This is a genomic window from Thermodesulfitimonas sp., from assembly GCF_052743955.1.
On record NZ_JBRAIN010000056.1, the window covers coordinates 1 to 12,564 of the forward strand.

Here is a 12,564-nt window from a genome sequence, read left to right on the forward strand (position 1 = left end):
TTCTCAAGTCCAGGCCCCTAATCCTGCTTGCCACCCAAAACGGAACAAGCCCCAAAGTTTACAGGCGCTTTTGTTTTTATTCATGTTCTTATAATTTAAAATGGGCGGTTATAGCGATAAATATGCAGCCCGATGTCGAAAAAGGAAGGCGAGCCCTTCAGCGAATAAAAAAGGCAAAAATAAACATAACACAAAAAATCTTAAATATGCCTACAAAAGCCACATTAAAAAGAGAAGATCAGAAAAAGGTTAACAGGTAAGGTGCAGGCCGGCCACTACCCGGTGTTTAGCAGCTAACTCGTTATACCGGCAGCAGGCCTCAGCAGTAGGCGCGGCGATCAGCACAACTCCTTCCCGCGCAAGAAAACTCTTTACTTCTGGCAGAACGCGAACCACACCGTAAGCCCCCGTCCCGATGATGAGAAACTCCGGTTGGACACTGATGGCCTCTACTAGGTCGGCCACCGCCACCGCATGGCCCGCCTTACGCCACCAAGAAAGAACCTTGTCGGGCATGATGAGAACGTCACTGGTGTACCGTCTCCCGTCGATGATGATCTCCCCGAACCGGTAACCATCAATCTTCACCGTGCGTCCCCTCCCGGTTGGACCGCTGCCGGATGAAAGGGTAGTCGGGCGTCCCGCTGCCGCCGCGACCGCAGAAAAATAAAAGCAACCCCTATCAGGTGCCGCAACTCTAAATACGCCGCCATATTAAAAGAAACTTTAAAGGCCGGGGTAAAAAAATCGGGCAAAACAAGAATGGCCGCTGGCGCCCTAAGCCGCCCGGCAAAGCACCCCATCAGGCAACCTTTAGCGCCCCAGAGCACCCCGGCGGCCACCCCGGTAGTCGCCGGGTCACCGGTGCCGATAACGGTTTGCCACTCGAGCCGCGTCACCCGGGGGCAATCCCACAGGTAATGCACTACCTGCCAGTTATGCGTACAAAAATTCCAGAAGCGGCGCACCAGGTGGTAAACGGCTGCTAGCCGCGCAAACTGCTCTTCTTGCCCGCCGGCGCGTTCGCCCCGGATTTCCCGCCAGCGCAGACCGGCCTCGCTATCCCCGGCGCGCTCCACGGCAACAGCCGGCACCTGCAACCGGTAGCGGTAGAGTCCCCAGAAGGCTGTAGCCTCGAAAAACAAACAGTCATCAGCCTCCTCCTGTTCGTACGCCAATTTAAGAGAGAGCCGCCCGAAGACGAAGAGCAGCATCAGCCCCGCAACGCCCAGGGCGATCAGCAACCAGAGCAGAACGCAACACCAGCTCCGCTTGGCAAAATAGAGGTTTTACATATTGAGCACCGCCCGGACGCGGGCGAGCGTCTCCCCCGCCACCCGGCGCGCCCTCTCGCACCCGGCGTGCAGCACCTCTTCGATATACCCGTTCCGTGTGACGAGCGCCGCGCGTCGCTCCCGAACAGGCCCCAGTACACCGTCGAGGATAGCCGCCAGCTTTTTCTTGCAGCCGACGCAGCCGATCCGGCCCGCCCGGCAGGCGGCTTCTATTTCCGCTGCCTCCGCCTGGTTGTAAATCTCGTGGTATTTGAAGACGGTGCACACCTCGGGGTGACCGGGATCGTTTTTATGGATCCGGGCCGGGTCGGTTACCATCCGGTTGACCAGCCTGCCGATCTCCTCAGCCGAGGCGGTGAGCGGAATCTCGTTGTGGTAACTCTTGCTCATCTTTTGCCCATCAATCCCAGGAACCAGCTTGATCTCCGCCAAAATCCCCTGCGGCTCCGGGAAAACGGGAGCGTACAGGAAATTGAAGCGCCGGGCCACCTCACGGCAGAGCTCAATATGGGGAAGTTGGTCCTCCCCAACGGGCACCCCTTCCGCCAGGTAGATAAGGATGTCGGCCGCCTGAAGAAGCGGGTAACCTAAAAAGCCATAAGTGGTGATGTCTTTCCCTAATTCGGCCAGTTTGCGCACCTGGTCTTTGTAGGTCGGCACCCGCTCCAGCCAGGATAAGGGCGTGAACATCGAAAAGATCAGGTGGAGCTCCGCATGGTGCGGCACTTGGGACTGGACGAAGACCACGCTCTTTTCCGGGTCAATGCCCACCGCCAACCAGTCGGCTACCATTTCGCGCGCAAATTCTTTAATCATCTGCGGTTTTTCGTACTCGGTGGTCAGCGCGTGCCAATCAGCAACAAAAAAGAAGCACTCGTTCGCTGCCTGAAGCCGCAGCCAGTTTTCCAAAACGCTCAGGTGCCCCAAATGCAGGCGCCCCGTAGGACGCATACCGCTTAAAATACGCAAAAGAAGTTTCCTCCCTTTTATACCGTATCAGCGCATAAGGGTGGCCAGCCCATAGGCAAAGTTAAGAAACAAACCGGCAAGCGGCGTAATTGCGATCTTCAGGAGAAGACCGATGACGCCGCTAAAAACGAGCACCACGAGAATTATTATACCGTATTGCTCCAGCCAGTAAAGCCACTCCTGCCGCCCGGACACAAGCGCAGCCAATACCTTGGAACCATCAAGCGGCGGCACAGGAAGCAGATTGAAAACTGCGAGCACAACATTAATCCAGATCATCGCCCGCAAGAGATCGTTGAGGGGAGAGTTGCCCATCCCTAACAATCCCAGGAGGACCGCCGCAAGCAAGGCGACCCCAAGGTTCGCTACCGGCCCGGCAAGCGAAACAAGTAGCATCCCTTGCCGGCGGTTCCGGAAATTATACGGATTGACCGGTACCGGCCGTGCCCAGCCGAAACCCGCGAGATAAAGAAGCAAAAGCCCGACCGGGTCTACGTGTTTCAAGGGGTTCAACGTCAGGCGCCCGGCATAGCGCGCTGTAGGATCGCCACACCTATCCGCCACCCAGCCGTGAGCAAACTCGTGCACCGTCAGCCCCACTACCACCGCCGGAGTGAGCAGGATAATTTCGTAAGCCGAAGGCAGATTAAACACTACTTCCTCTCCTCTGAGAAGACGCCGTCAGGCTGTTTCGCTGGCAGCTATCTCTCTCGTTTCGTTCCCGACCATACCTTAATACAGGGCGCCAAAACCTACTCCCCTGCGGTGGCGTGCCACACCGCGCCAGGTAAGCGCGCGCGAAGGCCAACTCTTCTTCGGAAGTTTTTACCAGGCCTTCCAGGCGGGCCCGCCAAACCGCACTGATTACCTCCCGGTAAAGCAGCCCTGGAATCTGGCCCATTTCTTTAATATCCTTACCGGTTAGCCGCGGTTTATTAAGCCAGATGGTGTGTAAAACCTCCCGAAAGCGGTTCTGGTAACCTTCTTCACTCAGCAAAACGTAAAGGAGCGGATAGGCCTCACGCGGCAGATCGAATATCGCTTTAGCTAAAGTGATTATGTCCACCTGGCCCCGTGCCGTAAGCCTTCCTAAAAGCTCCTGCCACCGGGACACCGCAGCCACGACTTTAGCTGTCGTGTACCGGCCAAAACGGTACCGCTCGCAGAGCGCCTGAGCCGAAGGTATGTTGGTCCAGTGGACAGCGGTGATGAAGTAGGTGAGCCATCGCGACTTTAAGACTATCCCCCACGATTCGAGCGCCTTGAAAGCCTGCGGTAGGTAGGTGAGCACCGGCTCCACTTCCCAGTGGCTCGCCACCGGAAAGATGTAAGGCCAAATGTCCAACTCGGCGCAGCGCCCTAAAAAGCGCGAAGCCCTTTCGTCCTCCAGGTAAGCGCGTACCACCCGCCACAAGTCCGGCGGCGCAACTCGCTCCAGAACCCCGTCGCGCACCGCCTCCCGCAGAAGCTTTAAGGTCTGGCGCTCGATTTGGAAATTGCAGCGTTCCGCCAGCCAAACTGCCCGCAACACCCGCAGGGGTTCTTCGGCGAAGCTCCGGTTGTGAAGGACGCGCACCAGGCCAAATTTCAAGTCCTCCCGCCCGCCAAAATAGTCGATAACCTCCCCGAAGCGCCCCGGTGCAAGTTCTACCGCCAGAGCATCAATGGTAAAGTCCTGCCGGTAAAGCTCTTGGTGCAAGGACCGGTTATTCACCTGGATACCCAGAGCGTACTCAAAGAAACCGGGCTGGGCCTCGCTCACGTAGCACTGGTAACCGTCGGAAAGTAGGAGAACAGCCCCGCCCTGCCGCGCCGTCTGCTTCAGCCGCAGTTTCGCTTCCGTCGCCACCGCCGTAGCAAGTGACAGGGCCTCACCTTCCACTACTACTCTAAGTTCCCGCGGCCCAAGACCAAGAAGGAAGTCCCGCACCGTTTCCCCTGCTAGAAAGGCTGCACCACCGTTTTCCTGGGCCCTCGCGCCCAGGCGCTCCAAAACGCCTAGCACCGGGGCGGTCAGACCTGCTCGTAAAAGCGCGGCAACATTCCGTTTCCCCACCGATGGCGATCCTGGCGTGTAGAGCAAGCAAAACTGGGGTTTAAAATCAGGATGCAGCGTGCGCAGGATATCGGTACGGGAGATGATGCCGACAAGCCGTCCTCCTTCAACAACGGGAAGCCTGCCGATATTGTGCTGGATCATCAGGGTCTGGGCATCACTCACCGGCAGGTAAGGTTCCACCGTGACGACCTGGTGGCTCATAAAGGCCTTCACGGGAGCGTGGGTGAGGTTATGCCGCTGGGCCTTATCGCAGTCCCGGCGGGACAAAATCCCGACCAACTGGCCTTCCCGAACGACCGGGAGGCCGCTATGACCGTAGCGCAGCATTACCTGTGCCGCTTCAGCGATAGTCGTTTCCGGAGATACAGTTTTAACGGGGGAACTCATAATCTCGGCCACCGTAAGTGGCGCCCGCACCGCCTCGCTAAGCCACTTTAGGAGTCTCTCCTTGACTTCTTCTACCGTTACCCGCTTTACCACCGCCGCCGCTGCGGCCGGGTGCCCACCACCGCCAAAGTGCTGCAAAACAGCCCGCACATCGACCTCGGGAAGACCGGAGCGCCCGGTAACGTAAACCCGGTCAACCATTTCCACAATAGTAAAAACGACGTCAAGCTGTTCGATCTCTACTAACTTATGCGTCAGAATGGCCAGCCCGTCGAAGAATTCGTCGCTCCGCGCCCAAGTGACGAGCACCTTAAGGCCGTTGACCAGGTGGCGCTCGGCATTCAAGATAAGTTCCTTGAGTAATTCTTGTTGCTCCGCCGCGAGCGGCCGTTCGAGGAAGTTCGCTACCACCGCGAGGTTTGCGCCACAGGATAAAAGAAACCCGACCGCCGCCGCATCCCGATAGGTGGTGCTCGGGTAGAGCAAGCTCCCGGTATCTTCGTATACTCCTAAGGCTAAAACCGTCGCTTCAAAGGGAGAAAGCTCTATCCCTGCCTCCCGAATCCTTTCTACCAGAAGGGTCGTAGTCGCTCCTAGGGGTTCAACCACCTCAAGCGTCCCCCGCACATCGTCTTCGTGGGCCGGATGGTGGTCGTAGATGTGTATCTCCACGTCTGCCCGCTCGGTGAGGGCGTTTAAAAAGCCGATCCGCCGCGGGTTCCTGGTATCAACGAGGATTAAGCGCCTAACCCGGCCTAGGTTGACATTCTTTGCGTCTTCAATCAGCAGGGCGTCCTTATGCAAGGCTAAAAAATCCTCGACGGCACGGCTTGCCTTACCGGGTAAAACGAGCAACGCCCCCGGGTAAAGCTTTTTGGCCGCTACCATCGCCGCCAGGCCATCAAAATCGGTTAGCAGGTGAGTGGTTATTACTTCCATAGACGTTCTGGAATCCGGTCGTTACGGGTAAGATCGGCAAAACTTTCCCGGGCCACAATCACCTCCGCCCGGCCGTCACCGACCAGAACCATCGCCGGGCGAGGTATACGGTTATAGTTCATGGACATCGCGTAATTGTAAGCGCCGGTTGCCGGCACGGCGAGGATATCCCCCGGCGCAGGATAGGGCAGACGAACGTTATGGATGAGGATGTCACCCGACTCGCAGCACTTCCCGGCTACAGTGACGGGTGTCACCGGCTCCTCCCGCATCCGGTTGGCCAGCGCCGCTTCGTAGCGGGCCCGGTAAAGTGCTGGGCGGATATTATCGTTCATTCCGCCATCCACCATAACGTAAAGCCGCACGCCCGGAATCTCCTTGACCCCCCCCACGGTGTAGAGCGTCGTCCCCGCCGGTCCCGCTATCGACCGCCCTGGTTCCACAACCAGCCGCGGCAAAGGCAACCCGAGTTCACCAACCGCTTCCCGCACCGTTTCCCGGATCGCCGCCGCGTACTCCTCAATGGCCGGCGGGTCGTCACCCTGCACATAGTAGATACCTAACCCGCCGCCAAGATCAAGCTCCTCTATAACCCAACCGGTAGCTTCCCGGACTTCCACGGCGAACCGGAGCATCACCCGGGCCGCCTCCCGGAAAGGCTCCAAATCGAAGATCTGGGAGCCAATATGACAGTGTAAGCCCACCAGCTTCAAATTAGGAGATTCAAGCGCCTGCCGGATACCCGCCAGCGCCTGCCCTGTGGCGATCGGCAAACCGAATTTGGAGTCGATCTGGCCGGTGCGGATGTACTCGTGGGTGTGCGCTTCGATACCAGGTGTAAGGCGCAGCAGAATCTCCTGCCGCCGTCCCGCATCACCAGCCAGGCGGTCGAGCAGGGTCAGTTCATAAAGGTTATCCACCACGAACCGGCCCACGCCGGCTTCAAGCCCTTGGCGGATTTCATCCGGCGTTTTATTGTTACCGTGGAAATAGATACGCCCTGCTGGAAAACCGGCCGTGAGTGCTGTATAAAGCTCGCCACCAGAGGATACATCGAGGCACAGCCCTTCTTCCGCAACCAGCCGGCAGATCGCGGTGCAGAGAAGGGCTTTGCCCGCGTAAACAACCCGGTTCTCCGGACCGAAGGCCTTACGGTACCGCCGGCAATTTTCCCGAAAAAGGACTTCATCCACCACGTAAAGCGGCGTCCCAAACTTCTGGGCCAGCGCCACCGCACTGATACCGCCTATTTCGAGTTCCCCTACCGCGTTAATTTGCTGGGTGCCGCGCAAATGCATCTCTATTCCACCTTCGGCAGCCGCGCCAACGAGCGCTGCAGTTCTTCTTCTGGTAGCGCGTAATCCTGTAATTCTCCCGCCAAATAGGCATCATAAGCCGCCAGGTCAAAGTGGCCGTGACCGCTCAGGTTAAAGAGGATAACCCGCGCCTCACCCGCTTCCCTGGCCGCCAGCGCCTCGTCGATGGCGCACTTGATAGCGTGCGCCGACTCGGGAGCGGGAACGACACCCTCCGCCCGCGCAAATTGAACCGCTGCATCGAAAACCTGCCGCTGGCCGTAAGCCCGCGCCTCAATGAAACCATCCGCCACCAACTGACACAGAAGCGGCGCGTCGCCGTGATAGCGCAGTCCGCCGGCGTGAATTGCCGGCGGCATAAAATCCTTGCCGAGAGTATACATATAGATGAGCGGCGTTAATCCCGCTACGTCACCGAAATCGTAAGTATGAAGCCCCCTGGTAAGGGTCGGGCAGGCCGACGGCTCAACAGCGATAAACCGGCTCTGCGCCTTCCCGGTGAACCGGTCCTGCAAAAAGGGGAAAGCCAGACCCGCATAGTTCGAGCCGCCCCCAACACAGCCGATAACCACGTCCGGATAATCCCCGGCCTTCTCCATCTGGGCCTTGGCCTCCAGCCCGATTACGGTCTGGTGGAGCAGTACATGATTCAGAACGCTCCCAAGGGAATAGTTCGTATCGCCGTGCGTGGCGGCGTCCTCGACCGCCTCGCTGATGGCGATCCCAAGGCTTCCCGGAGAATCGGGGTTCTGCGATAAGATCGCCCGACCCGACTGCGTCCTGTCAGTTGGGCTCGCCAGAACTTCAGCCCCGAAAACCTGCATCAAGATCCGCCGGTAAGGCTTCTGGTGGTAACTTACCTTGACCATGTAAACGGTACATTCCATGCCGAAAAAGTTGCAAGCCATCGAAAGCGCACTACCCCACTGGCCCGCACCCGTCTCGGTCGCCAGGCGTTTTATTCCCGCCTGTTTGTTGTAGTAGGCCTGAGGTACCGCCGTGTTCAGCTTATGGCTACCGGCCGGGCTCACCCCTTCATACTTGTAATATATCCGCGCCGGCGTCTGAAGTATCTGCTCTAACCGCCGCGCTCGAATAAGAGGGCTCGGACGCCATAACCGGTAAATTGCGAGTACCTCTTCCGGAATGGGCACCCAGCGTTCCCGAGTGACCTCCTGTTTAATCAGTTCCAGCGGAAAAATGGGCGCCAGATCCTCCGGTCCCACTGGCCGCTTGGTCACCGGATGCAAAGGTGGCTTAGGCAGATTAGGCATATCGGCCTGGATATTGTACCAGGCAAGAGGCAGTTCCTTCTCTGTGAGCAGAACCTTCGTCTCCACTAACTCAACTCCTCTCCCAAATCGGGCAAAATTTAATGTTTTTAAATATACAAAACTATTCTAAGACAAAAATTCCCGGGCAGCAAGAGTTATGCTTTAGCACGTGGCCATTCTTGAGATTATCCGGTTAAGCTATAGCCTGGCGGTAAATTGTTTGCTAAAATAGACTCACAGACCGCGAAACGCAAATGGCTCTCTAAAGCAACCGGACCGAGGGGAAGGAGGTGAAAGTGATGCGGCAGACGCTCTTGAGCCTCCTGAAAGATGAAAGCGGCCAGCTAACCGGCCAGATGGGGAAGGGCCCGATGGGCGGCTGGGAGGTGGCGCTCCTAATCTTGGCCATCCTCGGCGTCGGGGCTCTGATCGGTTGCGGCTTCCTGGCTAGAGCGCTCCCAGGCTAAGTTCCCGTAACAGGTCTACCCGTTTCTGCAGCACGCCGGATAAAGAATAAGAATCGAAGGGCTTCCCGGCATTCAGGGAAGCCTTTTAGTTTTGCGCCGTTTTGCCTGCGTTGCTTCCCAATCGATTTCGCAGTCCTCGTTCAAAACCACACCGTAGTCCGCAAGGGCCGTCTGAGGCGATACAAGGCCATTCTTAACATCCCGCCGCACCGCTTCCGGAGCGCGGGCGCGCGGGTCACCAAAGCCACCGCCGCCTGCCGTCTCTAAAATGATCGTCGTCCCGGCAGGCACCGTCAGGGTAAATTTCCCCGGCATCATTTCCCAATCGCCGCCGGGACGTTTAAGCAGGCAACGGGAATTTCTGCCTGGTAAACCTCCGGCCAGGCCCCAGGGGGTAAACGAACTGCGTTCCGTACTTACCGAAACAGTAGCTTCCCGCAACAGCATAATCTCGCGGCAAAGCCCGCAGCCGCCACGGTACTCGCCAGGGCCTCCGGAATCGGGGACCAGACCGTACCGTGCCACCAGGAGCGGGTACTCCATCTCGATAACCTCAACGGGCGTGTTCAACGTATTGGTCATATTCACGTGAACGCCATCCATACCGTCTTGGCCGCACTTACCCCCCTGCCCACCGCCGTAAGTCTCGATGTAGGAATAGTAGCGTCCCCCACTATCCAAACCACCGATAGCGAAGTTGGACATACTCCCGGTTCCTGCCGCAGCCACTCGTTCCGGTACGGCCTGGGCCAAAGCACCGAACACCACGTCGGCGATCCGCTGCGCCGTGTTGATATTCGCGTGGGCTACGGGAGCAGGAAACGTAGGGTTTACCAAGGTCCCTGGCGGCGTAATCACCATGAGCGGGTAGGCAATCCCCTCGCTTGCCGGCAACTCAGGATCGCAGACGGCCTTCACCGCGTAATAAACGCAGGCCAGGGTGACGCCCCGGGTAGCGTTAACTGGCCCTTTCACCTGGGGACTCGTCCCCGTGAAATCGACCTTAAGGCCCTCCTCCCCGATCGTGACTGTAGCCGTAATCCTTATCGGGTCGGCGGTCAGGCCGTCGCCCTCAAGATAATCGGTAAAGGTATAAGTCCCCGGTGGTAACTCTTTCAAGGCCGCGCGGAAGCGCCGCGCCGCATAGTCAATAACCGCCCGCAGGTAGCGCTTTAATTCCGCGCTGCCAACGCGCGCCGCCAGTTCCGCAAGCCTCCTGGCGCCCACCGTATTCGCGGCCATCTGGGCTTGAATGTCTCCCCAGAAGATAGCGGCGTTCCGAACGTTTTGCGCCAGTACGCGCAGCAACTCTTCGTTGAGCTTCCCGCCCCGCGAGAGCTTGACTGGGGGGATGCGGATGCCCTCCTGAAAAATCTCGGTGGCTGTGGTCGCCATACTTCCGGGAACCATCCCGCCCACGTCCACGTGGTGGGCAAGATTGGCCACAATGCCCAGCAACTCCTCTCCCACAAAAACGGGCGAAATCAGACAGATATCCGGCAGGTGCGAGCCGCTGGTGTAGGGATCGTTGATGATGATTGTATCGCCGGGGCTAAGCGTCTCGGGAGGATAAAACGCGAGCGTCTTTTTTACTACGGTAGGCATCAGCCCCAGATGGAGCGGGATATGCTCTGCCTGGGCCACGAGTTCCCCGCGCACCGTGTAGATAGCTGTGGAGCAGTCCCGCCGGTCCTTGATGTTGGGCGACAACGCCGTCCGGGTCAGAGTAACCCCCATTTCCTCAGCTATTGATTGTAGCGCGTTCCGCAGGACCTCGAGCGTTACCGGGTCGATCCCCATCAGCATCCTCCCGTTTCGATAATGATGTTTCCCCATTCGTCCCCATAAGCGCGGTCGCCCGGCCACAAAAGGGTGGTGGAATCGGCCTGGGTGATGACCGCCGGCCCATCCACCGCCCACCCGGCTCCGACCTCACTCCGGCGGTAAACAGGCACCGCCACATGCTCCGCCGCGAAATAAACACTTCTCTCCCCATAGGGTGCAGGTGATGATACGCCCTGCCGCGCCGGCGGTTTCGGGACCGGCAATCGCCCCGTTGCCACTAACCGCAGCGCCATCACCTCGACCGGCGCCTCTTCCCGCGCGTAGCCATAAAGCTGGATGTGCGCCCCGTGGAAGGAACGGGCAAGAACGCCCGCAAAATCCGGCACCGCCGGATCGGGCAAGGGGAGGGTCAACGCGCAGGACTGCCCCTTGTAACGGAGATCGATCAAGGGCGCAAGCGTGATATCCTGGGCCGCAAACCCCTCCCGGAAGAGATCCTCCCACCCGCGCCGGGTAAGCTTGCCCGCGAGTTCCGCCAGTTCTGCCTCCATTCCCGGCCGCAGCTCTTTTACCCAGGTGAGAGTGTAATCCCGGCGAAAATCGGCTGCCAGCATCCCCCAGGCGGAGGTAACCCCAGGAAAGGGCGGAATCAGGATGCGGCGGATACCGAGTTCCCGGGCAAGCTCCACCGCGTGCAGCGGTCCCGCGCCGCCGAAGGCAACGAGAACAAAGTTCCGCGGGTCATAGCCTTTCGCCACCGAAACGACCCGTATCGCCCGCACCATATTCGCATTTACCACGCGGACAATACCCGTAGCCGCCTCTTGAACCCCTAACCCCAGAGGTTCGCCGACCTTTTCGGCAATTGCGCGCGCCGCCAGCTCCCGGCGCAGCTCCTTCCCGCCGGCAAAATCCGCCGCCCCGAGCCGTCCCAAGACCAAGTTGGCGTCCGTCACGGTAGGCTCTGCTCCGCCCAACCCGTAACAGGCCGGTCCCGGCACCGCGCCGGCACTCCGGGGCCCAACGCGCAGGGCGCCGCCGGCATCCACCCAGGCAATGCTGCCGCCACCCGCCCCGACCGTATGCACCGCAAGCATGGGCAACCGCAAAGGGTAACCGCCTATCATTCCCTCGTCGGTGTATCTAGCTTCCCCGTCACAAATAAGGGAAACATCCATGCTGGTACCGCCCATATCGGCAGTGATGAGATTCCTGTAGCCTGTCAACCGTGCTAGGTACACTCCGGCCAAGACACCGCCCGCTGGTCCGCTCAGCACCGTCCGCACGCTTTCCCTCTGGGCCTGCGCTGGAGAAATAACGCCGCCGCTCGACTGCATAACATAGAAGCCTTTTACCCCTGCTTGCTCTAAACTCGCGGCAAGCTTTGTAAGATACCGCGCCACTACCGGCTGGACGTAAGCGTTGACCACCGTAGTACTCGTTCGTTCGTACTCCCTGAATTCGGGGACAATCTCGGAGGAGATGGTGACCGAAACGTGGGGCAGCCGCCGTTCCAGCTCCTTTTTAAAAAGCAATTCGTGTCCAGGGTTGGCATAGGAGTGCAAAAAGACAACCGCGACCGCTTCAACCTGTACTTCCCCCAGTCGGGCTATCAGCGTGGCAATCTCCTCTTCCTCAAGGGCAACCATCACCGAACCGTCTGCCCGCACCCGCTCATTGACTTCGAAAACCATATTCCTTGAAACGAGCGGCTGCGGCCGGGTAACCCACTGGTTGTATAGGTGGGGACGGTTTTGCCGGCCGATGAAAATGACATCCCGGAACCCTTTCGTGGTAACCAGCGCCAGAGGCGCCCCTTTTTTCTCGAGAATGGCGTTCGTCGCCACCGTCGTTCCGTGAAGAAAAAGAGCGATCCGGGACAAATCGATTCCCTTTTCCCTAAGAACTTCAAAACCCCGAACCACCGCGCGCGAGGGATCATCCGGAGTGGAAGGAACCTTGAAAACAATTACCGTGCCGTCGTCCCCAATCAGGCAGAAATCGGTGAAAGTTCCCCCGGTATCGACCGCCAACCTATAGCCACCCACCAAAACCCACCCTTGGTACCAAAAC

At 58.7% G+C, this 12,564-nt stretch carries 11 protein-coding genes; 2 read left to right on the forward strand and 9 right to left on the reverse strand.

The window, feature by feature from the left end:
• Positions 1-260: hypothetical protein (locus tag ACUVTA_RS06100; RefSeq protein ID WP_445952081.1), on the forward strand; the 260-nt coding region annotated here is incomplete at its 5' end.
• On the opposite strand, the gene ACUVTA_RS06105 is transcribed toward ACUVTA_RS06100, so the two are convergent.
• From ACUVTA_RS06105 to ACUVTA_RS06135, 7 genes are read right to left on the reverse strand one after another with little or no spacing between them, the layout of a single operon-like run.
• Positions 250-588 carry an Mth938-like domain-containing protein gene (locus ACUVTA_RS06105; protein ID WP_445952082.1) on the reverse strand — a complete coding sequence of 113 codons (339 nt, stop codon included), beginning with the start codon at positions 586-588 and terminating at the stop codon, positions 250-252. The two genes, ACUVTA_RS06100 and ACUVTA_RS06105, sit on opposite strands and share 11 nt — an antisense overlap.
• Positions 585-1,244, reverse strand: coding sequence for a DUF2953 domain-containing protein (locus ACUVTA_RS06110; protein ID WP_445952083.1), 660 nt, complete (start codon positions 1,242-1,244; stop codon positions 585-587). Before ACUVTA_RS06110 ends, ACUVTA_RS06105 begins: the two co-directional genes overlap by 4 nt.
• 45 nt (positions 1,245-1,289) lie before the next feature.
• Positions 1,290-2,264: a tryptophan--tRNA ligase gene (trpS, locus tag ACUVTA_RS06115; RefSeq protein WP_445952084.1), complete on the reverse strand. Its 975-nt coding sequence runs from the start codon at positions 2,262-2,264 to the stop codon at positions 1,290-1,292.
• A gap of 27 nt (positions 2,265-2,291) precedes the next feature.
• A complete protein-coding gene (locus ACUVTA_RS06120; RefSeq protein ID WP_445952091.1) occupies positions 2,292-2,909 on the reverse strand; it encodes a site-2 protease family protein in 618 nt (205 codons plus the stop codon).
• A gap of 1 nt (position 2,910) precedes the next feature.
• Positions 2,911-5,649, reverse strand: a complete 2,739-nt coding sequence (locus ACUVTA_RS06125) for a CBS domain-containing protein (protein WP_445952085.1) — start codon at positions 5,647-5,649, stop codon at positions 2,911-2,913.
• Complete coding sequence (lysA, locus tag ACUVTA_RS06130) at positions 5,640-6,947, reverse strand: diaminopimelate decarboxylase (protein ID WP_445952086.1); 1,308 nt, start codon at positions 6,945-6,947, stop codon at positions 5,640-5,642. Before lysA ends, ACUVTA_RS06125 begins: the two co-directional genes overlap by 10 nt.
• A gap of 2 nt (positions 6,948-6,949) precedes the next feature.
• Positions 6,950-8,305 (reverse strand): TrpB-like pyridoxal phosphate-dependent enzyme, encoded by a 1,356-nt coding sequence (locus tag ACUVTA_RS06135; protein WP_445952087.1) that lies wholly within the window; start codon positions 8,303-8,305, stop codon positions 6,950-6,952.
• A 233-nt stretch (positions 8,306-8,538) separates the two neighbouring features.
• On the opposite strand from ACUVTA_RS06135, the gene ACUVTA_RS06140 reads away from it, so the two are divergent.
• On the forward strand, positions 8,539-8,706 hold the full coding sequence (locus ACUVTA_RS06140; RefSeq protein ID WP_445952088.1) for a hypothetical protein: 168 nt from the start codon (positions 8,539-8,541) through the stop codon (positions 8,704-8,706).
• A 72-nt stretch (positions 8,707-8,778) separates the two neighbouring features.
• On the opposite strand, the gene ACUVTA_RS06145 is transcribed toward ACUVTA_RS06140, so the two are convergent.
• Positions 8,779-10,506, reverse strand: coding sequence for a hydantoinase B/oxoprolinase family protein (locus ACUVTA_RS06145; RefSeq protein WP_445952089.1), 1,728 nt, complete (start codon positions 10,504-10,506; stop codon positions 8,779-8,781).
• The coding region (locus ACUVTA_RS06150; RefSeq protein ID WP_445952090.1) for a hydantoinase/oxoprolinase family protein at positions 10,506-12,564 on the reverse strand (2,059 nt) is incomplete at its 5' end. The genes ACUVTA_RS06145 and ACUVTA_RS06150, both read right to left, overlap by 1 nt.

Excerpts from the sequence above, each read along its gene's own strand:
- ACUVTA_RS06125 (WP_445952085.1), bottom strand. The coding sequence starts at position 5,649 with ATGGAAGTAATAACCACTCACCTGCTAACCGATTTTGATGGCCTGGCG.
- ACUVTA_RS06145 (WP_445952089.1), bottom strand. The coding sequence starts at position 10,506 with ATGGGGATCGACCCGGTAACGCTCGAGGTCCTGCGGAACGCGCTACAA.
- ACUVTA_RS06140 (WP_445952088.1), top strand. The coding sequence starts at position 8,539 with ATGCGGCAGACGCTCTTGAGCCTCCTGAAAGATGAAAGCGGCCAGCTA.
- lysA (WP_445952086.1), bottom strand. The coding sequence starts at position 6,947 with ATGCATTTGCGCGGCACCCAGCAAATTAACGCGGTAGGGGAACTCGAA.